The organism is Sphingobacterium sp. UBA6317, from assembly GCF_002440385.1.
GTDB classification, from domain to species: domain Bacteria; phylum Bacteroidota; class Bacteroidia; order Sphingobacteriales; family Sphingobacteriaceae; genus Sphingobacterium; species Sphingobacterium multivorum.
The window spans coordinates 54,615-79,621 of the sequence record NZ_DJTD01000034.1; the positions used below are offsets into that span (position 1 = coordinate 54,615).

A 25,007-nucleotide genomic window follows, 5' to 3' on the forward strand; every position below is an offset into this window, starting at 1 on the left:
AATACAATGGATGAAAATAAATCTTATAGGACACACCCTCTCTTTCGTGTAGAACAGGATAATCATCATATCATTACAATCCAACCTCTATCGGCAGCAGCTCCAGAGCAGTTGGATATGATAGGCTATCTCACACAATTTGTCGATTTGGTTACGTTCATTCTCGAACGGGAAGATACGGTAGGCGTCGTATACACTTGCCCGATTCAAGACGAAAAAATTGAGTATGCGCAATTATTTAGGCAGTTTTCTTCGAGCCGCTCGAGCCCTTCGGACTTATTCGAGCTTACATCAAAAGTTTTGCGTTGGGAAACGTTTAAAAAGCCAATTGTCTCTCTTTTCACTAACAATTGTACTGCGATTGCCCTAGCGACTATGCTATGGTCTAATTATCGTATCGCCTCCGAAACACTTCAGTTTGGCTTTCCGGAAAGTAGGTATGGTTTGTTTACGGCTTTTGGTGCAACGATCTATTTGCCAGCATTGATAGGTACTGAAAATGCCCTAAGTCTGCTGACACAAAACAAACTTGTGAGCAGTGAAGAAGCACATCAACTTGGGTTAATCAATGAATTGGCGCAGAAGCCGGACGATTGCCTATCTTTAGCAAAAAACTGGATTCTTCATCCTCCCAGCATTGATGCCAACCAGCACACAAAACAAATGGACGAACTGGGGCCTGAAGCAATTCTCGCTATCCAAAAAAAAGCACGCGGCTTATACCCCGGTACAAATGCAGTTATTGAATTATTACAAAAAAAACAATTATCTACACCGTTTGAGGCCGCCGAGCAGGAAGCAAACTTGTACCTGCACGTATTAAAACGTCCCGAGCCACTCAGCATGGTCCGTACACTTCATTATGGTGTCCAATTGGCGAAATCACCCAAAAGTATAAACCATTTTGAGGATTATAGCCTAAAAAAAATAGGCATTCTGGGTGCTGGAATGATGGGTTCGGGGATCGCTTATGAGGCGGCCCGGGCGGGAATAGAAGTTGCTTTAAAAGACGTTACAATTTCCCAAGCCCAACGCGGCAAAGCTTATGCTAAGCAGGTTTGTGAAAAATCACTGGCTTTAGGGGCCATGACCGCATCCCAAGGGGTGCAATTGCTTGCACGCATAAAACCAACGGAACAAGTCAGTGATCTGAATGGATCTGACTGTATTATTGAAGCTGTATTTGAAGATTTCCACCTAAAAGCTAATGTCACACAAGAAAGCTTACCCTATTTAAGTGAAAATGGGTTCTTCGCGACAAATACGACATCATTGCCCATTACGGAGCTTGCGAAAGCAAGCACCGAACCTAAGAGTTTTATCGGCATGCATTTCTTTTCTCCTGTTGACCGCATGCCTCTTGTCGAAATCATCTGTGGTAAACAAACCGCGCAAAAAACGTTGGAGAAAGCACTCGCCACAGCTTTACGCCTCAATAAAATTCCGATAGTCGTACAAGACGGTCCAGGTTTTTTCACCTCGCGTATTTTCTTCAACTATTTACTGGAGGGTATTACAATGGTATTGGAAGGAATCTCTCCAACTCTTATTGAAGAGGAAGCGATAGCTGCAGGTTTTGCCGTAGGTCCCTTAGCGGTATTAGACGAAATCTCCTTGGAGCTAATGCTCCACGTGTATGATCAACTTCCACAACTACATGCCAGCCAAAAGCGCGCATACAATTACCTCAAAGGTATGGTGGATCAAGGAAGAAAAGGAAAAAAATCAGGCGCTGGATTCTACGATTATGGCACTGAAACCAAAAAGAAGAAAATTTGGAAAAACCCTATAATTGCATCTGTAAAGGAAAATATAACAGCTACAATTATCCGTAAGCGTTTATTGCATGTTATGGCATTGGATAGTTACCGATGCCTCGCAGAAGGTGTACTTCATCAACCCATCGATGGCGACATTGGTTCCATCTTAGGGGTTGGTTATGCAAGCCATACAGGGGGGGTATTCGGTCACATCGATCTCACAACACTTCCTCTATTCGTTTCGGAATGTCAACTATTTCAGCCCTACGGTGAACAATGGGATATTCCAGCATCTTTAAGAGAGCTGGCAGATAAAGATTTCAGATTTTATAATGGTTTCGACTCAAACTGGTCTTAAAACCGACCTGTGCTCAACTGAAGAAGTTGTCTAGCACCTATTAAATGCTACCCTAATAGATAACCATTAAAGGGTTAAAAAACTACCAAACAAAGGATTACATCTTTAAAACTAAATATTCTATATAATTGCGTAATGATGTTATAAAGTACTAAACAAAAGCTAGGGCGACAAATAGGGTGAGTCGCCCTAGCTATATCATTAGCGCACAAACAAATCCATGAGACGCGAAACATCCTGTTCGAGAAAAGTATCGTAGTCCAAGGTAGCTGCAAGTATTTTCTTTTGCTGTTTTTCAGAAAATACCCGAGCAAGATTTGTTTTGTATTTTTCAATTAACTTAGGTATTCCTTCTGCCCTCCTTCTTGGATGACCTATTGGGTATTCGACAACTACCTCAGGCAATAAGGTCCCATCAGTCAATTCAATGGTCAAAGCATTTGATATCGCCCGCTTTTGTGGATCGTGATAATCAAGGGTGAATTGAGTATCTTCGATACAATAAATTTTATCGCGCAGTGCATCAATTCTTGGATCAGAAGCGATATGATTTTCATAATCTTCAGCTGTCAGACGTCCAAAGATCAGCGGCACAGCAACCATATACTGAATACAGTGATCACGGTCTGCAGGGTTGTGCAAAGGCCCCTTTTTATCGATAATCCGGATAGCCGCTTCATGTGTACGAATGGTAACACGGGCAATATCCGAAGTACTTTTTCCGAATTCCTTCAATTGCTGATGAAGTAACATTGCTGCTTCGGCTGCAGTCTGTGCATGGAACTCAGCGGGAAAAGAAATCTTAAAAAGAATATTCTCCATCACATATGATCCGTAACCACGTTGAAATTTAAATGCACTTCCTTTAAAGGATACATCGTAGAATCCCCAGATTGGAGCTGTCAAAACAGATGGATAGCCCATTTCTCCTGTTTTTGCGATCATGGCCAGTCGAACAGCACGTGAAGTTGCATCTCCGGCTGCCCATGATTTTCGGCTACCTGTATTTGGTGCATGCCGATAAGTGCGTAAAGCTTGTCCATCGACAAAAGCCAAAGAAACCGCGTTGAGCAATTCCTCTCTTGTGAGACCAAGGAGCCTACCTACCACCGCTGTTGAAGCTACCTTAACCAAAATAACATGGTCCAAACCCACTTTATTAAACGAGTTTTCAAGCGCCAAAACACCTTGTATCTCATGAGCCATAATCATTGCCTCGAGCACCACTTTAGTTTTCAATGGTTTTTGACCATTCGCAATATCGGTTCGGCTCAACCAATCTGCGACAGCTAAAATTCCCCCTAAATTATCGGATGGATGGCCCCATTCTGCAGCTAGCCAGGTATCATTAAAATCCAGCCATCGAATAATCGTGCCGATATTGAAGGCAGCCTGAATGGGATCCAATTGAAAATTTGTACCCGGCACCCTTGCACCATTCGGTACAACGGTCCCTGCCACAACTGGCCCCAACAATTTAGTACAGGCAGGATAAGTCAATGCTTCCAAGCCGCAGCCGATGGTATCGAGAAAACAGTAAAATGCTGTATTCCAAGCAACTTTTTCCTCAATTTTATAATTTAGGACATAATCCACAATGTCCACTAAAACCTGATCCGGTTGTGGTCTTTCATTTGATATTGCTGAACTCATTCGTGTATTTCGTATAAGACTATCGTTCTATTTATTAATATAATTCGTTTTTTTTATGCGCTAAATTCTTCCTCTCCCCCCTGTTCAAAAAGCACTTTAAACACCTTTCATTAATCCAAATTTACCGTTCGGAAAGAGGTACAAAAGGTCTATCATCGGGACCAATGTAGTTTGCACTCGGCCGGATAATTTTTCCATCCTGACGTTGCTCAAAAACATGCGCTGACCAGCCTGTTATACGTGAGAGAACAAATAAGGGCGTAAACATCTCCGTTGGAATCCCCATAATATGATAGGACACGGCGGAGTACCAATCCAGGTTCGGAAACATTTTCTTTTCTTCCCACATAACTTTTTCCAACCGCTCTGCGATCAGGTAGAGTGTCATGTCTCCTGCTTCTTCCGACAGCTCTCTCGCAACTTGTTTTATCACTTGATTTCTTGGATCCGAGATCGTATACACCGGATGGCCAAATCCAATAATGACTTCTTTATTTGCCAATCGTCTTCGGATATCCTCTTCCGCCTCATCAGCATTTGCATAACGACTCTGAATTTCGAAAGCGACCTCATTGGCTCCGCCATGCTTAGGTCCACGTAGCGCACCTATTGCCCCTGCTATACAGGAATACATATCTGATCCTGTTCCTGCAATTACCCGAGCGGTGAATGTGGATGCGTTGAATTCATGCTCCGCATATAAATTAAGTGAAATTTGCATCGCTCTCACCCAAGACGGCGATGGAACCTTTCCGTGCAGGAGATGTAGAAAATGTCCGCCTAAAGTGGAGTCCGAAGTCTCAACCTGCACCTCACGTCCATGCTGACTAAAGTGATACCAGTACAACAGTGCTGAAGCCATCGATGCCATCAGACGAGTTGCAATATCCCGTGCACCAGCAATGGGATGACTATCCTTTTCTGGCGATACACTACCGAAAAACGAAACATAAGTCCGTAAAACATCCATGGCATGGGCTGTAGATGGCAACTGCTTAAGGACTTGTTGAACAGTAATAGGTAGGCCACGTTGACTGATCAACTGACTTTGATACGTGACGAGTTGTGCCTGTGTTGGTAGACTTCCATAAATAAGTAAGTAAGCAACCTCTTCAAAACTTGCCTGATGCGCCAGATCTAAAATATCATAACCCCTATAATGCAGATCATTACCACTTTTTCCGACAGTACTCAAAGCCGTATTACCAGCTGTTACACCAGAGAGTGCTACACTTTTTTTAGGCTTAAAACCTGCGCCGTTTGTCTCTTCCATCTGAATATAATTATTTGTTAAACAATTGATCCAATCGATTTTCATAAGCATAATAATCGATACTTCTGTATAACTCCTCTCTCGTCTGCATATCGTCGATCACATTCAGCTGCCCCCCATCTTCCCGAATATGACGATAAACAGTTGCAGCGGCTTTATTAGCTGCACGGAAGGCAGATAGCGGATAAAGGACAATAGAAACATCCGCGTGACGAAGTTCATCCAGGCCAAACAACGGTGTTTGTCCAAATTCGGTGATATTCGCCAAAATCGGAAGACCTGTTGCCGCACTAAATTGAACGTATTGCTCCAAATGATGCACCGCCTCGGCAAAAATAAAATCCGCTCCGGCTTCTTTATAAGCCACTGCCCTTTCCAAAGCAAGCTCAAGGCCTTCGGAAGCCAGTGCATCTGTACGTGCACCAATGGCAAAATGCTCATCCGTGCGTGCATCCACCGCCGCTTTCAGACGGTCAACCATTTCAGATCGAGAGACGAGCTCTTTCCCAGGCCGGTGCCCACAACGCTTAGCTCCCACCTGATCCTCCATGTGTACTGCCGCCGCGCCCACTTTAATTAAAGACTTTATTGTACGTGCCACATTGAATGCCGAAGGACCGAAGCCAGTATCAATATCCACCAGCAAAGGAAGCTTACACACATTTGTAATGCGATCCACATCAATCAAAACATCCTGAAGTGTTGTAATCCCAAGATCCGGAATCCCAAGAGAACCTGCTGCAACACCACCTCCAGAAAGATAAATAGCTTTAAAACCGGCCTGTTCAGCCAAAAGAGCATGATTCGCATTGATCGCTCCAACAATTTGTAATGGTTTTTCATTCTTGATCGCTTCCTTAAAAAGGAAGCCCGGGGATTTTATCATAATATCGAATTTGAAATTCCATGCCCTATAACCTCCTTTAGATACAGGTTACAGCGACTACTTAAGTTTACTTAGTCCGAAGGAATTCTTTTGAGGCCCTTCCTCTTAAAGATACTAATTATCACCGCAATAAAACAAATTATTTTCTACATTAAAGGTCAATAACAGAAGAAAATACGGTAATAGTCCCTATTAATTAAAAATAAATTATTTCAGACGCTAAAGCTTTCCCTCAGTCTGCTAAATGGCCTTAACAACCGTGTACTATTTTTTCTAAGGGAGGATACATTAGCAATCAAAAAGCCCCAACTTTTGATGTTGAGGCTTTATCAGAAAGGTTGGCAGGACGTCTTGCACCGAAGGGGTAAAATTGTCATTAAAACGAGCAAAAAAAAAGCGGGATCTTTCGATACCCGCTCAATAAAGCATTTTAAACTAGTTTTTACCGTTATTTTTAGCCCACCATAAGCGTTTTCCCCAGTTATAATCCACAGTCCCTTGCGCAGCTGCTGTAACGTTATCCGTATTATATAGGTATTCATTATTCGGATAAGGCAGGCGAAATGGTTGGTCTGTATGTGGAGTTGCTGAATTTTGAATTTTTGAAGGATAATTGGTGCTAGGAATTCCCGTCCTTCTATACAAACTCCAGGCTTCAAAATTTTCTTTAAATAAAGCGACCCACATATCCCAATAGATACGATCCTTCGACCCATCAAATTTTCCCGCTCCGGCTAAATAAGCATTCACAGCTGGTTCAGCAACTTCGTTATCTTCCATAGATAGCCTAACTGCTGTTTCATAGGCTGCTTTAGCTGTAATTCCAACATTATAACCTAATAATGCGGCTTCAGCCAACATATAATAAGTTTCACAGGCTTTATAAAAAGGTACTGCCCCAGCAGGGTTATTGATATAATGGAGTCCAATCCATGAAATTGACGTTGAAGGGGAAGGATTAGTCAACGAACCATTAACAAACCCAACATATTTACCGGCATTATTTTTCTGAGCGATCGACTCAATCCGAGGGTCGTTCGTTTCCGTTAAATGATTGATAAAAATATCAAACATTCCCCAATTGTTGATGCGTTTACCGTAAATGCCAGACTCATACCAAGGTTCCATATAAGGCAGATTTCCAGGGAAAAACATTTGACAACTTTCCGCATTGGTCTCAATTAATGGATATTTTGTCTTATTTCCAGCAATTTCCTCAATTGTAGATTTAGCTAATGCCGGAGCAACGGAAGAAATGCGTATTGCCATCCGCAAGCGTAGCGAATTACAAAACTTCTGCCACCTTAACATTTGTGTTTTTACATCCGGACTACCACTATTAGCCTCTCCATAGATGACGTCATAGTTACCAACATCATCCGTTCCAATACCAGCCGCCAATTCATCAGCAATTGATTTGAGATCCGCTAAAACTGCGGGAAAAACATCCTCCTGTTTATCATATTTGGCTTTCAATACCGAACCATCTTCTGGCCGTCCTTTAAATGCCTCTGAATATGGAATATCACCCCAGCCGTCCAATAAATAAGACCACATGTAGTTATTCCAAATTCTTGCTATAGCCCTTGTATTTTTATACCCTTCAGCATTGGCTTCTGTCTTTTTAAGCAGGTCTTTCATTTGGGTGATATTATAGTAGCAAGCAGCCCAACGATTGCCATAGGTATTATTTGTCGGAATCAATCCACTCAGGTTATCCGGATATTGAATTTTAACAATATATCCAGCAAATGTACCATAACCATCAACGTCACCGCCAAACTGGTCTCCGGCATTTCGCATCACGTTGACCAACATATTTTGTGGTGGAACGTCATTTAAAGCATCCGGATCGGTATTAATTTTCTCAAAATTTTTGGTACAACCTGTCACCAAAAGAACGGCTAAAAAAGGCGTATATTTAAATTTTTTAATGAAAGTATTCATAATCATAATTTTTTGGGGTTCTATATCTTAAACTTTATGTATTAATTAAAATGTAAAACCAAGTTTAAGACCTATACTTCTTGAGTTTGGAACTGTCGCTTGCTCAAATCCTACACCTCTAGAATCGCTAGATACACCTCCTGCTTCGGGATCTAACCGCATCGTATTTGATTTATGCACCCAAAGCAAGGCTAAGTTGGTACCCGTTACAGAAATATTAGCCCGCTTAATCCCTTTTATTTTACTATATAAATGTTTTGGTAAATTATACGAAATATAGGCCTCTCTTAATTTCAGGAAAGAACCATCAAAAACATACATTTCGGCAATCCCGCCATTTTCGTACCAGTCCTGCGCTGACGTTTCTATGGTATTTGCAACCCAGCCTCCTTTTCCGTCCGACATTGCAAATCGTTCATTCTTCATCACGTCCCGACCTGCTACAATTGCCCTTTCACGAATGCCATCCGCAGCAGTGATTTCAGCTATACCCGTCGCATAACCATGGGACATCGTTTGTGACCAAATATCTCCCCCCTTACGAAAATCGAGCATAAAGCCAAATCTAAAATCTTTAAAGGTGAAGTCATTACGCATCGAAGCCAAGAAGTCCGGCACAGCATTACCAATCACTTGACCATCAAGCGGTGTAGAAACCAGACCGTTAGAACCCACTTTAATAGCACCTTTCATCGGTCCATCTTTTACACGATCGTAACCGGGGCCAACCAAGCTTCCCCAAGGGCGCCCCACAGAAGCCATATTGGAGATCCCCCAAGTCCAACCCTGTCTGTAATCTTTCAAGCCCAATTCAGGATAAAGTTCAACAACCTTGTTATTATCTTTTGAGAAGTTGACAGTTGTTGTCCAATTCAATCCGTCTTCACGTTTCAGGATATCACCGCGTAATTGAACTTCAATACCCTTGCTTCGAATTTCTCCCGCATTTAAGAAGATACTACTAAACCCAACCACATTGGAGGTCGTCACTGGAAGCAATTGTTTTTTATTTATTTTTTGATAATAGGTAAGGTCTAAATGAAGACGGTCTTTGAATAATCCAAGCTCAGTACCGATTTCATAAGAAGTGATAGCTTCAGGTTCCAGGCCTTCGATCGCATAGACCATACTCTTGTACATTTGCGCTAGGTTATTATAAGCATCTGTTTGTGCATAATAATAGTTTCCATTTTGATAAGGTTGTGTAGCGTTACCTACTTTCACCAAATTAAATCGCATTTTCCAAAAATTCAAATAATCACTTTTCAGACCTTCAAATGAAGCTGTCGGAATCCAGCTTAAACTTGCCGAAGGATAGAAAAAGGATTTCCGTAGTGTCGATGACCAGTCATTCCGTGCTGTCAGATCCAAATATAATTGATCTTTCCAGCCCAAATTTGCCTGAGCGTAAACCGAATTGGATCGGCCTTTCGAATGATCCATAAACGTGTAGGCATCTCCTATTTTATTCGCAATCGTATAAACGCCTAATACATTTAATCCTTTGGCCCCTAGTGTACTTGTTTCATATTGATAATCGCGGTAGTTAGCACCCAAAATACCTGTCAAACTCAAATCCCCAAATTGTTTATTGAAATTCGCGATAAAATCTGCATTAAAATCGGAATTGCTATTTTTTATGTCATTGAACTTACCATCTTGGTTATCAAAGTTAAAATAAGTCGTCTCAAACATATGTGTGTTATAGTAATCCAATCCTACACGTCCCTCAAATTTCAAAAAATCAAAAGGTTGATAATATAAGGATGTCTTACCGAAAACACGGTTCATCTTCATCGCATTACGGGATTCATGCATCGTATAAAAAGGATTCATATGATAAGCGGAATTCCAATTGTAATAGGTATATTTCCCTTGCGCATCTTTTTGATCCCAATTATTTTTCAAGTCTTGCATATCCACCTGGCGACCAAACCAGATCAGGCCGTTCATTGGATTTGCTGCATCATATCCCTGCGTGACCAAATTGTTACTTTCTGTACGCGTAAAGTTACTCATAATGTCATAAGACACTTTATCGCTAACCTTATATTCATTGTTCAGCTGGGCAGTATATTTTTTCTGATCTGTATTAGGTACTGTTCCCTTTTGATCCCTAAAGGAAATAGATGCACGTGTAGAAGATCGATCTGATTTGGAAAGCAATGAAACATTATGGTTTTGGGAAAAACCTGTCTGGAAGAACTCTCTAACATTGTTTTTATGTGAATTCCATGCTGTTGCCTGGCGTACACCATTCACAACCGGACTGTTAAACTGTGGTATCAACAAACCAATGTCCATGCGAGGCCCCCAAGATTCATCGATATTATCATTAACACCAATGTTTCCTGTGCCATCAACGTAACTGAATGAATTCTGCGTTACATAATCCTGATAAGATAGATTTCCACCAAATTTCTTAAAACTGTATTCATCCCCCCGTGATCCTTGACCATATAAATTTTGGTACTTCGGTAAATTGGCGGCTCTGTCGATGGAAAAATTACCATCGTATGAAATCTGGACTCCGTTTTCGGCCCGTTTTCCAGATTTTGTGGTAATCATAATAACGCCTGTACCAGCACGCATACCGTATAGTGCTGCTGCCCCACCTTTCAGTACGTTGATGCTTTCGATATCATCTGGATTAATGTCGTTTAGACCCGAGCCGTAATCCACCCCAGTATAGGTATTATCTCCGGAACGCTGAGAGTTATTTGTAATAGGAATACCATCCACTACGATAAGCGGTTGCTGGTTTGCCTGTAACGACGTGTTTCCGCGGATCGAAATACGCGCTGAAGATCCGATCGCTCCACCAAATTGGTTTATTTGGACACCTGCAACTTTACCCGCCAATGCTCCTGTTAGACTATGTTGTCCGGCATCTGTCAATTCCTTGGCTTTAACCTCCTGCATGGCATAACCCAACGATTTCTTCTCTCTTGTGATACCTAATGCGGTAACCACCACTTCGTCTAAATTCTCCGCTGAAGATTCTAATGTAATGCTTAAATTCGTTTGATTATTCAGTTGAAACTGCTTGGATTTATAACCAACTGCAGTGACATTTAAAACTCCTCCACCTGTATATGTTAATGAAAATCCACCATCAATTCCTGTCTGCGTGCCGGCACCGCCTCGAATGGTTACCGATACCCCTGGTATTGGTTTGCCATCCTGATCCAACACTTTACCTTTAAGTGCTGTTTGGGCATAAAGCGCAGAACATACTAGTATATTGGATGCTAGTATTGCAATACTTCTTTTGTTCATAAGCTAGTCTCTGTTAGTTAGTTTAAAATGCTTTTATAAAATCTAAATTATGCAAATGTTAAAACAGAGCACGCTATGATATTGACCAATATTACCCATATTTTAACATCACATGTTAAAATATTACAAGTCTAACACAGCTAAATTTAAATCATTGACCTTCCACAAATAAACCGCGAGCATTTTTCAAATAAAAAAATTAACGCTAAAAAACAAACCCTTGCCAAAATACTAGCAAGGGTTTTCGCTTCAGTAAAACAGTAAAAATAACTTACTTTTCAATAAATTTTTGTCCATGAAAGACGCGTTTTGCCTGTCCCCGTGACACCTCGATTTGATCTTTCCATTTTTGTACTTTGGTCGCGTTTAACTTGGCCTGCCCTAAATCCCGAAGACGTGCAGCCAAGCGCAGCATTGCGATCTCCTTATTCTGCAATTGGGATCTCGTATCCATCACCTGAACACTCACCCCTGTCGGTGCATGCGTAGCTCTGACGCCAGAACTTACTTTATTGACATGCTGCCCACCTGCGCCGCTACTCCGCATTGTTTGGAAATATACATCCTTCAAATCCAACAGCCTTTCCTTTTCCCCAGGATGGTACATTTTAACGTCGACAAACCAATTCTTCCGTTTGTGTAAAGGACGAAAGGGGCTTTTACACACCCAACAGATTGTACCAACCCAATGATCAATCAATTGTTCCATATCTCTTCCGCTCAATCTGACGATTAACGAACAAGGAAGTCCATCAACGTCTTCTCTTTCTATTTCCGTGACTTCTACACCAACTTTACGGCTTTCAACAGCGAGTCTATCGAATACTAGCCGGACAGCCATATTACATTCCTTAGGACCTCGTCCCGAAGAAACCTGTAAATACCTTTCTTCCATCACCTTTATTTGTCCATGCGTACAATCTTCGGACTAAACGTTCCGAGAACATTCACCAGTTCCTCCTGCAATTTCATCACCCGATGAATATCTTTATAAGCACGTGGCGACTCATCCAACGCGCCCCCGATCAACTCCACACCACATGCTTCCAGATCTTTCAACATGGCGCTTTTTGTTAAATTATTTTTGCAGGCAGATCTCGACATAACCCGCCCCGCTCCATGGGATGCCGACTGTAAACTTAAGGGGTTTCCCCTCCCTTCCACAATGAACCCCGGTGCTGTCATCGAGCCGGGAATCACCCCCAATACACCCTTTCCAGCAGGAGTTGCTCCCTTCCGATGAACGATATATTCCTCACCATTCACGAATTCCTTCCATGCGAAATTATGATGATTTTCGATCGTTACCACTGGGTTACATCCAAGTGCTTTAGCCAAACGTCGGTGGATATCCGTATGACAGGCCTGGGCATAGTCCCCTGCCAAATTCATTGCCATCCAATATTCTTGTCCTTCTTGGGTTGATAAATCCAACCAGGCCAAATGCTGCACATGACGAGGTAATGGACACAGTTGGGCAGCCAGACTCGTATAGTGTTTAGCGATATGTGCTCCCAGGCCGCGAGAACCACTATGGGATAAAATCCCCAAATACTGCCCGGGATCCATCCCCCATTCGTTCCGCACGGTATGAAGCTCAACAATGCCCATTTCGACAAAATGATTTCCGCTGCCAGAAGTCCCGAATTGCCTATAAGCTTTCTCCAACAGGGATTTTAACAGCGGGATTTCCTGAAATTCCGCCCTACTGAAAATGATGTGATCAGACTTCTCACGATGCGTGTCGGTTAAACCAAATTTGGTATTTTCCTTCAATATATTTCTCAGTTGAAATTCTCGTCCTTTAAAATAACTGCCAGGTAAGTCGAATATCGACAGGCTCATCCGGCAACCGATATCCACCCCGACACCATAGGGTATAACGGCATTTTCTGTAGCCAGGACCCCACCGATGGGAAGCCCATAACCTGTATGCGCATCTGGCATCAATGCACCTTGCCTTGAAATAGGCAATTGCAATGCATCGTACAATTGTCTTTTCGCCTGCTCATCAATTTCATTTGCTCCAAATATGTTAAATGGAGCTCTATGCGCGCTCAGCTCCCGGACACGTATTTCTATGGGCTGCACCAGTCCTTCAGAAAGCTTTCCCCATATTTTATGCTCCATAAATCGCTTCGGAGCTTCTAAAAGCTCAGCAAGTTCAAGAAGAATGGTTTCTTTATTTTCTTTCTTTCGATACCTTGTGATCAGTCCCAAAGCTGTGTTAACTATATTATTTTGTGGAAAACCTATTTTTATTAGATCTTTTCCAGATAATTTACTTCCCATTTTTTGTAAAAAACATACATAATTAGCCACCAATTCCATCGTAGAAATCGGCAGCATTTTTGAAAAAATTTCGGGAATATTCTTTTAGAGATAACGAATCTATTAAACAAATGCTCTTCATTATGCACAGTTAATTCGTGCGAAAGAGCGGATTATAAACAGCTTTTCAGAAAGCCATATGCCCCTAAAGTGTCTAAGTTGTATGAATAGAAACGAAAATCAGGAAAAATAAAAAGCCCGAATGAACTTCGGCTTTTTCATCTGTATTAATTGGTTTTCCAAAAGAAGTGAAGCGATCCGATTATTCATTCCAGCGGATTGAACAAACACGATGTGCTCCAACTTTGAAGAATGTCTTAACTATGACAAAAAGCACGAAGATTGCTTTCAGCAAATCCATTTGCCTTAAAAGCTTGCGGTGTTATAATCTTGGCGACCAACATATCTCTTCGTGTTTAATTGTTATAATACTATTCTTGACAGCAAAGATAAATAAGTTTTATTTAAACTTTTCATATTTGCAAAAATTTAATTTGGGTTAAATGGAAGTGGATCCTTTAGCACAAATTTAAAGTCGCATGTATTCCCGCCTCTGGTTACGCGGAAACGCATTTCCTTTCCCTCTTCTGATTTAAAAAGATTGTGGATCGACTCCAGGGAAAATGAAGATGCAGGTCTACCATTGATCCTTATAACCTTATCTCCCGGCATTAGTCCTGCGATTGCCGCAGGCGAACCATCACGAACCGTCGCAATTTTGTACATATTCCGTAGTACAAAGCGATACTGCACACTGTTGCCCATTCTTACCTCTGTACCGCCATCTTTTTGCAGAACCACGGGTATTTCTTCTTTTTCGTATTTAATGCCATCGTGGATAATTTCTAAGCCACTCATATTCAAATAATAAAAGCGATCAAAATCTTTATTCTTATGAAGGTATATGGATTTGTTGGGGTAATCGAATACGACCTTAAATCGGCGTAACAACTCATTCCCAATGGAACCTACCCTTTCGCTCACAAATGTTGCATGCTGTAACGAACTCAATTCGGGATAGGCTACGAGGGGATAATCCATTGTAAACGGCCCAAGTTCGAGCGATCGGATTCGATTTCTTTTTCCATAAATCTCACCGTTAAATCCTTGCCCTATGTAGTCATCAATAAATGGAGGCTTAATATCAAAATTATTTAGCTTGGAAGGAATAAGCATTAAGGCATCGCTATTTCCCATGTCGATCAATACACGACCATCAATAGCCACATCGCCCTGTTTAAAAGCAACCGAAGTATAGGGGCGACTGTTTAAAATATCCAAGGGCAAACGCTGCATCTTCTCAAGCCCCTTAGGCTTGTTCGCTCTAGGGTATAAGGTGATGCGATGTTTTTGAAAATCCATTTCGATCATTTGGTTTTCAAAAAAACGACTACCCATAATTCCATTCACTTCCACGCCGATCCGGGTAGAAATATCAATATGAGCGTTTTGAAGAATATAGATCGGTTGATCCGAATCTTCATATACGCCTGCAATATTCACGTGATTGCTGATGGATAAATAGCCATCCAAACCCTCTTCCCGACCCAAGCCCTGAAACTTATTAACAAAAACAGCGCTATCAATTGACTTTAATGTTTCCCCAAATATCATGGTTTCTTTAACACCTGTATCCAACAGGAAGTTCATCATATACCCGTTTACTTGCACAGGTATAATGACTAGGTTATGAACAAAAAGAAAAGGAATTTTGACATTCTTTTTCCCGTTCAAGACAAACCCCACTTGTCCCTGCGTCATGAAAAAACACAACAGTGCCAGCGATAAAAAAACTGTTTTCATCCAAGTTTATATTTGGTATTTCCAATTTAAACAAGAAAATTCAGATTAAAGAAAGTTTATAAAAAAAAGCCCGTCTTAATGCCAATTCAACGGTAGGCAATTTATCTTTCTTATCTACAAGTCTGGTTGAGGATTACACCTACGTTACCGTTTCTTTGCTCTTTTATTGCTCTTTTATTGGCATTTTATCGTTAAAACACCAAAGAAAGACCAGAGAAACACCAAAGAAAGACCAGAGAAAGACCAAAGAAATACCAGAGAAACACCAAGGAAACACCAGAGAAATAGCGAACGAATACCCAGGAAGGTCTAATGAAAGTCCCTGTAATAAGCGAAGAAACACCAAAGAACAAGCTATAGCTATTGTAGCAAATTCGGATCAAAGAGCGATCAGATTAGCTCTTTAGACACTGCTTGTTCAGTGCTTGTTCAGTGCTCGTTCAGTACTTGCTCAGTGACAACTGAATAAGTAATGACTAATCACTGTCTAAAAACTGCTTAAAAACTGGTATTAGGTATACGTTGGTATTAGGATATATCCGTTATATTGTCTATCTTGATAAGTTATTATCGGGGTATTGTCGAAATCATCAGGTCAGAAAAACATAGGTGTATAAAAAAAGCCTCTTTACGATACGTAAAGAGGCTTTCAGTACCCGGAGCCGGAGTCGAACCGGCACGGTTTCCCACTGGTGTTTGAGACCAGCGCGTCTACCAATTCCGCCATCCGGGCATATCCGTTTGGGATGATGCAAAAGTAGGTTTTTTATTGAAAAGGAGAAAACTTTTTGAATAAATTTTCAATCAAAACCAATATAGGACTGAGATTCAGTCAAATAATTTTTCATTAGTTACTCAAAAAACTTGCTTTAACTGTGATATTAGCTGTTTTTTTTCTTGATGCTGTATTAAATGCACCACCTGAAGAGTATTCTTCGTTGTCGTTTTGTCCCGTTATCTGAAAAATTCCCAGATCGGCCTTTACCAGATTACCCAATCCGGCATTCGATTCCTTTGCGATATTCTCTGCACGTTGATGTGCATTTTTTGAAGCCTGTGAAATAAGTTCCAGCTTTAGATCCTCTAGCTTGGAGTAATAATAGTTAGGGGTACTGGAGCTAAGTTCTATCCCCTTGGAAATTAATGTCGATATTTCTCTTGAAGCATTGTCAACTTTATTTAAGTCTTTTGATTCGACACTGACGGCCTGCGATAAGGTATAACCGGAAAAAGTATTATAACCATTGCCTTTTCCATCGGTATGATATTCAAAGTCTTTGGCAATATTAACAGCCTCGAAACGGATCTCGTCAGCCTTAACCCCCTGTTGTACTAAAAAGTCCCGCACCAAATCTCTATCGGTAGCCAATTGTGCTGAAGCAGCACTCAATTCATAATTCTTTCGGCTAAAAGTAGCACTCCATTTGACTAAATCGGATTCAAAATCTTTTTTGGCATTACCATTAACAGTGATTTTCTGCGTCGATTTAAACTTATAGCGATAAGCTGTACCCAATATCCAGGTGCCGAGCAAGAGCACAACGCCCATTATAATCGAAATAATAACAGCGGATGATGATTTCATAACCAGTTTTTTATGTTTACGTAACAATGAATATACCAAAAAATCGATGTTTATTTATTTTTTATGAATAAATTGCGACAAAAAGGTTTAAAAATATGAATAAGAAAAGTATCTGTATTCCATTTTGTTTTCTGGCTGCATTCGCTGCCCATGCGCAAAAGAAACCATTGGATCATACGGTATATGATAGTTGGCAAAGCGTATCATCACCCTATATCAGTAAATCGGGAAAATTTATCCTATTCCAGGTCGTTCCACAAGAAGGCGACAATCAGCTTTTTCTCAAAACCAAAGAGAACAAAGAAATCATTCAAATTCCCCGTGGGTATAATGGAAAACTAACAGATACCGAAAATCATCTGTTAAGTTTGGTCAAAGCGCCATTTGCCTTAACCCGCGAAGCCAAGATCAAAAAGAAGAAAGCCGAAGATCTCCCAAAAGATTCATTGGCAATCTACAATGTAACAACGTCATCCCTTGTCAAATTTGCGCAGGTAAAATCCTATAAAATTGCTGATCAAAACAACAATTTCGTCTCTTTTCTTTTCGACAAGGAAATAAATGAAAAACCTGATTCAAAAACGGCTACTGATGCCACACAAGCAAAGAAAGGCAGCGATAAAAAGAAAAAAACAGTGGCAACGCTTGCTTTATATGATCTAAATTCTGGTGATTCGGTGCAATTCTCATCTGTAGATCAATACGAATGGAATAAAAATGGATCAAAAATCGTTTTTTCAAAAAAAACAGATTCAAAAGATAGCCTATCAAAAGAATCTGGAGTCTACCTTTACGAAATAGCAACTAAAAAGCTTAAAAAGATATCAAATGGAAAAGGTAATTATAAAAATTTCAAATTTGATGAATCAGGTAATCAGCTCGCTTACCTGGGGGATCTCTCCAATGAAAAGGCATTACTAAAAAATTACAATCTATATTATTATGCCAATGGTATAGATACAGCCCAATACCTCGCAACAAAAACAAGCAATGGTATACCTAAAGACTGGGCCGTTAGTGGGGATGGCGATATCCGTTTCAGCAAAAATGGGGAGAAGCTATTTTTCGGCATAACACCAATACCACGTGTCAGAGACACCACTTTGGTTGATTTTGAGCATGCTAAAGTGGACGTTTGGAACTGGCAAGACGACTATTTACAGCCCATGCAGTTGGTCAATTTAAAGAAAGATCTTGCAAGAAATTTCTTAGCGGTTACTTATCCCAAATATAATCGCAACATTATTCCCCTTACGGACCAAACATTTAACTCCACCGCACTTACACCGGACGGAAATGAAGAATATATCTTAGCTCGCACTGATTTTGGCAAGCGCATCGCAAGTCAATGGGAAGGCAGTACACGAGACGACATTTATCTGGTTTCAACAAAAACAGGAAATAAAGAGTTAATCCTTTCAAACTTTTCAGGAAATGCAATCTTAAGTCCTGACGCAAAATACATCGTATATTTCGACCAAGATAAAGGTTCCTGGAATTCCTATCAGGTTAGTTCAAAGAAAAAGACGGTGCTAAATGACGGTATACCAGCGTCCTTTGCCGACGAGGAAAATGATATGCCTACTGCCGCGCAAGGATATGGCATGGCAGCATGGAGTCCGGACTTTAAAGGGATTTACGTCAATTCGAGGTATGATATCTGGTATTTTAACTTGGACGGTTCCAACAAATCCATCTTGACCAACGGCTATGGAGCTGCATCGCAGACAACTTTCCGCTACTTACCGCTAAAAAGAGAAGAGGACCGCGAACAAGCCACAACACTCGACTATAAAAAGGGTGGTTTTCTAACTTCCTTTGACAATAAAACCAAAGAATCTGGTTTCTACCAGTTCAAGGGGCAGCATAACGATCCTAAAAGTCTTTTGGTGGAGGCAAAAACGTTCAGGAATATCAGCTCTTCAGCGGATCAACAAACGATACTGTACAGTAAAGAGGATTATATGAATTCGCCTAATATCTACACCAATACCATAAAGTTCAAAGACGAATTACAACTATCCAATATTAATCAGCAACAGGCTAATTACAACTGGGGGACAGCGGAGTTAGTCCATTGGACAACGCCCGAAGGAAATCAGGCTGAGGGAATTCTTTATAAACCAGAAAATTTTGATCCTGCAAAAAAATATCCCATTATAGCTTACTTCTATGAAAAGCTTTCAGATGGATTATATACGTATCAACCCCCTGCTCCTACGCCATCGCGTTTGAACATCCCCTATTTTGTAAGTAACGAGTACCTGGTATTTGCGCCAAATATAAGCTACAAAACAGGTCATCCGGGTAAATCAGCTGAAGAATACATCAATTCTGGGATGAGATACCTCGCTCAGAATGCATGGGTTGATAGCACAAAGATGGGAATACAGGGCCAAAGTTGGGGCGGTTATCAAGTTGCTCACCTCATTACGCGGACCAATATGTACGCTGCAGCATGGACTGGTGCTCCTGTCGTCAACATGACATCTGCCTATGGCGGAATACGCTGGCAAAGTGGTATGTCCCGCCAGTTCCAATACGAACATACACAAAGCCGCATCGGAAAAACCCTGTGGGAAGCTCCAGAACTATATATCGAAAATTCACCTTTATTCCATTTGGATAAAGTTAAAACTCCTGTTGTCATTATGGCTAATGACAACGACGGGGCCGTGCCATGGTATCAAGGTATCGAAATGTTTACTGCGTTACGCCGATTAAACAAACCTGTATGGATGCTGAATTATAATGGTGATGAACATAACCTCATACTTCGACAAAACCGTAAGGATATACAAATTCGCGAACAGCAATTCTTCGATCATTTCCTAAAAGGTGCCCCCGCTCCTGCTTGGATGAAGAAAGGAGTACCTGCTACCGAAAAAGGAATAGACTGGGGATTCGAATTATAACACAAAACAATAAAAAAGGTGTGATTTATATAAATCACACCTTTTTTATTAGCCAAAAACCATAATTTTTGAATTATTTCACAAAAAACATCAAATAAAATTTCAGTTTTCAATAAAAACACAATATTTTTGAAAAACAAAATCAACAAAACTGTAATTTAACTACAAAATACAAATGTCGAACCTAAGATTCAAAGCAGTAGAAGCAGCAGGCTCACGCCAAATTGCTTCATTTGAAAAAGTTGAAACTAAAAAAGCAACTGACATTTACGGAAAGAATGTTTTTTCCGTAAACAAAATGAAAGACTACCTTCCTAAAAATTCATACAAGGAGTTAGTTGCATCCATTGAAGAGGGACAGATTATTTCAAGAGATTTGGCTGAACACATTTCACAGGCCATGAAAACTTGGGCACTTAACCACGGCGTTTCTCACTACACACACTGGTTTCAACCTTTAACGGGTTCGACTGCTGAAAAACATGATGCTTTTTTTGAGCCAGACGAAAACGGTGAAGCCATTGAAAAATTTACTGCTGACGCATTAGTTCAACAAGAGCCCGATGCATCTTCTTTCCCAAATGGTGGTATCCGTAATACATTCGAAGCTAGAGGATATACAGCTTGGGATCCATCTTCTCCTGCATTCATTTACGAAACAGGTGCTGGTAAAACATTATGTATTCCAACAGTTTTTGTTTCCTATACGGGTGAATCATTAGACTATAAAGCTCCTTTATTGAAAGCCATCAACGCAGTAGATAAAGCGGCAACGGATGTTGCTCAATATTTTGACAAATCGGTCACTAAAGTAAACGCTTCTCTAGGTATTGAACAAGAGTATTTCTTGGTTGACCTTTCCTTATATAATGCTCGTCCAGATCTTCAGTTAACGGGCCGTACGTTATTTGGCCACATGTCGGCCAAAGGCCAACAATTGGAAGACCACTATTTTGGTGCGATTCCAGAGCGCGTATTAGCGTACATGGTGGACTTGGAAAACGAAGCGCTAAAATTAGGTATTCCTTTAAAGACTCGTCACAACGAAGTTGCACCTTCTCAATTTGAATGTGCTCCAATGTACGAAGAAATCAACTTGGCCATCGATCACAACCAATTGTTGATGAATGTCATGGAACAAGTTGCTTTAAGACACAACTTCAAAGTATTGTTGCATGAAAAACCATACTCTGGTGTCAACGGATCTGGTAAACACAACAACTGGTCTTTAATCACAAATACTGGTGTAAATTTATTATCTCCTGGAAAAACACCTAAAAACAATTTGATGTTCTTGACTTTCTTCGTCAATACCATCAAAGCTGTTTATGAATACGCTGATTTGATGCGCGCTTCTATCGCTAGTGCAAGCAACGATCACCGTCTGGGTGCAAATGAGGCTCCACCAGCAATTATTTCAATTTTCTTAGGCTCTCAATTGGATGAGCTTTTGGAAGAAGTTGAATCTGCTCGTGTTGCTAAAAAAGTAAAAGCAGAGGCAAACTTATGGCATGGTATTCCTAAAGTTCCTGAATTAAAACTGGACAATACAGACCGGAACCGTACTTCACCATTTGCCTTTACAGGTAACAAGTTTGAATTCCGCGCTGTTGGTTCTTCTGCAAACTCCGCTTTACCGATGACCGTGTTGAATGCGATCGTTGCAGCGCAATTGATCGAGTTCAAAACAGAAGTAGATAAACAAATCAAAAAAGGCACGAAAAAAGATCTTGCGATCTTAAATGTTGTCCGCAAATACATCAAAGATTCAAAAGCTATCCGCTTTGAAGGCAATGGATACAGCGAAGAATGGGAAAAAGAGGCCGAAGCACGTGGTCTTTCTAACATCAAATCGACACCTAAAGCATTAGATGTTTATGTAAAAGAAGAATCTTTAGCCCTGTTTGAATCACTAGGTATTTATACCAAACGTGAATCAGAAGCTCGCCACGAAATTTTGCTTGAAAACTTCTATAAAAAATTACAAATTGAGGCGCGTGTCATCGAAGAGATGGTTAACAACCAAATCGCCCCGGCATGTTTCATTTATCAAAATGAATTGATTGAAAACGTCAAAGGATTAAAAGACCTGGGTCTGGCACAAGCAGCATTCAGCTCTCAATTGAACTTTGTAGAACGTATTTCAACACACGTAAATACCATCTTGGAGCAAGCTGAAGCAATGCGTCAAGAACGTAAAAAAGCAAACCAAATTGATGATGTACGTGAGAGATCAATCGCTTACGATGAATTGGTTAAACCATATTTCGATGTGATCCGTTATCATGTCAACAAATTGGAGAAAATTGTTGATGACAAAAAATGGCCTCTTCCAAAATTGAGAGAGATCTTATTTTTAAGTTAAGATAACTTCCCAATAAAACAAAAAGAGCCGGCGATATTGCTGGCTCTTTTTGTTTTAGGGGAACGTTCGTCATCTCTTGCTCCTTATCTCCTCTCACAACAATAGCTCCTATTTTTTTAATCGATTATCTTCGTCATTATTCCCTCCCTTTTTATTGGCTGACTTAATATTCATATTACCAAAACGATAAGAAACAGACAATCGGATAACCCGACTATCATATGCATTTCGTATACGATAGTATCCATTTTCCTGATAACTCGACAGTCTGCGCTGGCCTCTTGTATTCAAGACATCATTTATACCCAACTTGACATTCAATTTTTTGTCAAGAAATGGTTTACCTGCACCTAGATCAATGCCATAGTAAGACTGAAAACTAAATACGCCATATACTGCTGGCGAGAAATAATTGCCCGTCAGCTCCAGGTTTGTTGTTTCCCCAATTTGGATATCATGATTGGAACTTACCTGAAACGATAACTTTTCCAATTGGCGTTGTGCTCCGGAGTGTTCATCAAAACTAAACTTATTATAAAAAGCGCTGGCATTGTTAGAAATACTCCACCATTTAAAAAGCTTAACGGGTATATTGATATTCATGTTGTAATAATCAAAATAAGCCAGATTTCGATCGGTCTGTGCAATAGCTTTGGTCTCTGAATTACTTTCTATCACCTGAGTGATTGCATCGTTGGTCCTCTTGTAGCCCAAACTCAGTAAATAGCGATCTTTAAAGGTATAATTTACTTCATACGAATTGGTATATTGTGGATTTAAATAAGGGTTGCCATACTGATACGTGTATTGATCCAAATAATACACAAAGGGATTCAATGACCCATAATCAGGGCGGTCAATACGTCTGCTATAACTCGCACCAAGCTTGTGATTATCATTAATCTGTTGCTGTACAAATATTGATGGAAAAAAATCGGTATAGGTACGTTTTGTTTGTTGCCCAAGCGTCACTGAGTTTCCTAGGGAGCTCGTATTTTCAACACGCAGTCCAGTTTGTACCGAAAACTTTCCGAACGATTTATTTAAACTGAAATAAGCTGCTGCTATATTTTCATTGTACAAAAAATGATTACTTTGACCATTATTTTGCACAAACTCGCCTTGCTGATCCTGATCTTCGTACAACAAATTATTATCTGTTTTTACGCGGCTATATTTTAACCCCGCCTCGAGTTTCGTCGTTTTATTAAAAGGATGCACAAAATCGGTTTTAAAAACTAATATTTTTGCCTTAGAAAGCATATCATTCCGGAAAATATGCGGTGATTTAAATTCTTCCCAGTTTGCGTCCAAAAAATGGTTTCCAACAGTGCTATTGTCATTATTTTTCGAATATGAATAATCCCCATTAAACGTCAATTCAGTCCCTAAGGTATCAAATGTCTTTTTGTAATTCAGATTATAAGTGAGGTAATGGTATTTAAAATCTGACAAATTACTTCCTAATACTACCGAATCAAGCTTTCCTTTTTGAGAAGCGATCAGATTGCTTCCCTCCCGTGTTGAATGACCATTGCTTACATTACCATTAACCACAAATCCAATGACCTCCTGTTTCCCCAGGTTAAAATCTGCCGCAAATTTGAAATTATGACCTCGATAGCGGAATTTCGAATAAGAATCCGAATTGAAAAAAGTCGTCCCGCTTTTGGTATCTACAGCCCTATCGATATCTAAATCATTAAAGCCTAAGGCAGTTGCATAGTTATAGGAAGAAAATAAGTTCACCCAATTGTTACGATGGTTTATGAGAAAGCCACCATCAGCCTTTGTATATTTACCCTGCCCTAAATTGAGGTTTAAACTAACATTACTTCCAAATTGCGTATTCCTCTTCGTCTTAATATTAATAATTCCTGCATTCCCTGCCGCATCATATTTTGCAGGTGGATTGGTGAGTACTTCGATCGAGGCTATTGCATTTGAAGCTGTATTTTCCAATAAGCGCGACACTTCATCTGCAGAAAGATAAGTAGGCTTACCATCAATCATGATGATCACATTACTTTTTCCACGAAGGTTGATCTTTTTGTTGTCTAAAGTTACCCCCGGGACCTTTTGCAAGAGTTCCAATGCGTTATTTCCGGTTGCCAAAATACTGTTCTCGACATTGAGCACAACTTTATCAAGGTAACTTTCAATTAATGGCTTCTTGCCAATTACCTGCGCCTCATCCAGCACTTTACTTTCCAGCTGTAATCGAATCGTATCCAGCACCTTGAAATCACCCGCACGCAGCATTATTTCCCCAGAACGATAAGTACCATAACCCACCGTGGACACCTGTAAGCTGTACTTCCCCTCGGGTATCGCAAACAACACAATTTCTCCATTTTCGTTGGATAAGGTTCCTTTTAACAAGACATCATTGGGTTTACGAAACAGTGAAATATTTGCGGCAGCAATGGCCTTGTTGTCCTGCCCAACAACGACAGTACGTAATTTCCCCCCGTCAGACTGTGCTGAAACGGGTCCGGCATTAGAACACAGGAATAAAACAATAGAAAATAAGAGCAATTTAATTTTTTGTGGTTTCATAATGTAATTTCTTTGGGCTATCGATCGGATAGTCAACTTCATAATAATGACAACAAACCTCGTGTATTCATTACACGTTGACTAGCAGAAATAGACAGGTAGTGCGATTCACTCGGTAGACAACCAAATAATATCGGTAAACCCTATCCTTCGCTAATCGCTTTTACAGCGGATAGGATCCTGCGAGCTAATTTTGAATCTTCTGAAACATATCGTAGGAAAATGACATCGAATCAAAATAAAAATTCAAAAAACAAATAAAATTCAAAACAAATAAATTGTATACAAAAAAT

The 25,007-nt window shown here is 40.3% G+C and carries 13 protein-coding genes and 1 tRNA gene; 3 read left to right on the top strand and 11 right to left on the bottom strand.

Annotation, left to right across the window (positions count from 1 at the left end; translation table 11 throughout):
* Positions 1-6: 6 nt before the first annotated feature.
* Positions 7-2,118: a 3-hydroxyacyl-CoA dehydrogenase NAD-binding domain-containing protein gene (locus tag B3E92_RS10370; RefSeq protein WP_286896628.1), complete on the top strand. Its 2,112-nt coding sequence runs from the start codon at positions 7-9 to the stop codon at positions 2,116-2,118.
* Positions 2,119-2,319: 201 nt separating this feature from the next.
* On the opposite strand, the gene B3E92_RS10375 is transcribed toward B3E92_RS10370, so the two are convergent.
* From B3E92_RS10375 to B3E92_RS10420, 10 genes are all read right to left on the bottom strand, one after another.
* On the bottom strand, positions 2,320-3,771 hold the full coding sequence (locus B3E92_RS10375; protein WP_204991080.1) for a bifunctional 2-methylcitrate dehydratase/aconitate hydratase: 1,452 nt from the start codon (positions 3,769-3,771) through the stop codon (positions 2,320-2,322).
* Positions 3,772-3,892: 121 nt separating this feature from the next.
* On the bottom strand, positions 3,893-5,044 hold the full coding sequence (prpC, locus tag B3E92_RS10380; RefSeq protein WP_112376587.1) for a bifunctional 2-methylcitrate synthase/citrate synthase: 1,152 nt from the start codon (positions 5,042-5,044) through the stop codon (positions 3,893-3,895).
* 10 nt (positions 5,045-5,054) lie between these two features.
* Positions 5,055-5,930 carry a methylisocitrate lyase gene (gene prpB / locus B3E92_RS10385; RefSeq protein ID WP_112376229.1) on the bottom strand — a complete coding sequence of 292 codons (876 nt, stop codon included), beginning with the start codon at positions 5,928-5,930 and terminating at the stop codon, positions 5,055-5,057.
* 435 nt (positions 5,931-6,365) lie between these two features.
* On the bottom strand, positions 6,366-7,877 hold the full coding sequence (locus tag B3E92_RS10390; protein WP_286896633.1) for a SusD/RagB family nutrient-binding outer membrane lipoprotein: 1,512 nt from the start codon (positions 7,875-7,877) through the stop codon (positions 6,366-6,368).
* 45 nt (positions 7,878-7,922) lie between these two features.
* Positions 7,923-11,156 (bottom strand): SusC/RagA family TonB-linked outer membrane protein, encoded by a 3,234-nt coding sequence (locus tag B3E92_RS10395; protein ID WP_070565349.1) that lies wholly within the window; start codon positions 11,154-11,156, stop codon positions 7,923-7,925.
* Positions 11,157-11,427: 271 nt separating this feature from the next.
* Positions 11,428-12,051: a peptide chain release factor H gene (gene prfH / locus B3E92_RS10400; protein ID WP_286842488.1), complete on the bottom strand. Its 624-nt coding sequence runs from the start codon at positions 12,049-12,051 to the stop codon at positions 11,428-11,430.
* A gap of 5 nt (positions 12,052-12,056) precedes the next feature.
* Positions 12,057-13,448 (bottom strand): RtcB family protein, encoded by a 1,392-nt coding sequence (locus B3E92_RS10405; RefSeq protein WP_112376586.1) that lies wholly within the window; start codon positions 13,446-13,448, stop codon positions 12,057-12,059.
* A 528-nt stretch (positions 13,449-13,976) separates the two neighbouring features.
* Positions 13,977-15,290, bottom strand: coding sequence for a PDZ domain-containing protein (locus B3E92_RS10410; protein ID WP_286896637.1), 1,314 nt, complete (start codon positions 15,288-15,290; stop codon positions 13,977-13,979).
* A 653-nt stretch (positions 15,291-15,943) separates the two neighbouring features.
* Positions 15,944-16,023 (bottom strand) — tRNA-Leu (locus B3E92_RS10415).
* 114 nt (positions 16,024-16,137) lie between these two features.
* On the bottom strand, positions 16,138-16,875 hold the full coding sequence (locus tag B3E92_RS10420) for an SIMPL domain-containing protein (protein WP_286896640.1): 738 nt from the start codon (positions 16,873-16,875) through the stop codon (positions 16,138-16,140).
* A gap of 95 nt (positions 16,876-16,970) precedes the next feature.
* On the opposite strand from B3E92_RS10420, the gene B3E92_RS10425 reads away from it, so the two are divergent.
* Complete coding sequence (locus B3E92_RS10425; RefSeq protein WP_286896642.1) at positions 16,971-19,790, top strand: S9 family peptidase; 2,820 nt, start codon at positions 16,971-16,973, stop codon at positions 19,788-19,790.
* 175 nt (positions 19,791-19,965) lie between these two features.
* On the top strand, positions 19,966-22,155 hold the full coding sequence (locus tag B3E92_RS10430) for a glutamine synthetase III (RefSeq protein WP_070565356.1): 2,190 nt from the start codon (positions 19,966-19,968) through the stop codon (positions 22,153-22,155).
* A gap of 108 nt (positions 22,156-22,263) precedes the next feature.
* On the opposite strand, the gene B3E92_RS10435 is transcribed toward B3E92_RS10430, so the two are convergent.
* A complete protein-coding gene (locus B3E92_RS10435) occupies positions 22,264-24,714 on the bottom strand; it encodes a TonB-dependent receptor domain-containing protein (protein ID WP_286896645.1) in 2,451 nt (816 codons plus the stop codon).
* Positions 24,715-25,007 lie beyond the last annotated feature (293 nt).

Excerpts from the sequence above, each read along its gene's own strand:
- B3E92_RS10420 (WP_286896640.1), bottom strand. The coding sequence starts at position 16,875 with ATGAAATCATCATCCGCTGTTATTATTTCGATTATAATGGGCGTTGTG.
- prpC (WP_112376587.1), bottom strand. The coding sequence starts at position 5,044 with ATGGAAGAGACAAACGGCGCAGGTTTTAAGCCTAAAAAAAGTGTAGCA.
- prpB (WP_112376229.1), bottom strand. The coding sequence starts at position 5,930 with ATGATAAAATCCCCGGGCTTCCTTTTTAAGGAAGCGATCAAGAATGAA.
- B3E92_RS10435 (WP_286896645.1), bottom strand. The coding sequence starts at position 24,714 with ATGAAACCACAAAAAATTAAATTGCTCTTATTTTCTATTGTTTTATTC.
- B3E92_RS10430 (WP_070565356.1), top strand. The coding sequence starts at position 19,966 with ATGTCGAACCTAAGATTCAAAGCAGTAGAAGCAGCAGGCTCACGCCAA.
- B3E92_RS10390 (WP_286896633.1), bottom strand. The coding sequence starts at position 7,877 with ATGAATACTTTCATTAAAAAATTTAAATATACGCCTTTTTTAGCCGTT.
- B3E92_RS10410 (WP_286896637.1), bottom strand. The coding sequence starts at position 15,290 with ATGAAAACAGTTTTTTTATCGCTGGCACTGTTGTGTTTTTTCATGACG.
- B3E92_RS10375 (WP_204991080.1), bottom strand. The coding sequence starts at position 3,771 with ATGAGTTCAGCAATATCAAATGAAAGACCACAACCGGATCAGGTTTTA.
- B3E92_RS10395 (WP_070565349.1), bottom strand. The coding sequence starts at position 11,156 with ATGAACAAAAGAAGTATTGCAATACTAGCATCCAATATACTAGTATGT.
- B3E92_RS10425 (WP_286896642.1), top strand. The coding sequence starts at position 16,971 with ATGAATAAGAAAAGTATCTGTATTCCATTTTGTTTTCTGGCTGCATTC.
- B3E92_RS10370 (WP_286896628.1), top strand. The coding sequence starts at position 7 with ATGGATGAAAATAAATCTTATAGGACACACCCTCTCTTTCGTGTAGAA.
- prfH (WP_286842488.1), bottom strand. The coding sequence starts at position 12,051 with ATGGAAGAAAGGTATTTACAGGTTTCTTCGGGACGAGGTCCTAAGGAA.
- B3E92_RS10405 (WP_112376586.1), bottom strand. The coding sequence starts at position 13,448 with ATGGGAAGTAAATTATCTGGAAAAGATCTAATAAAAATAGGTTTTCCA.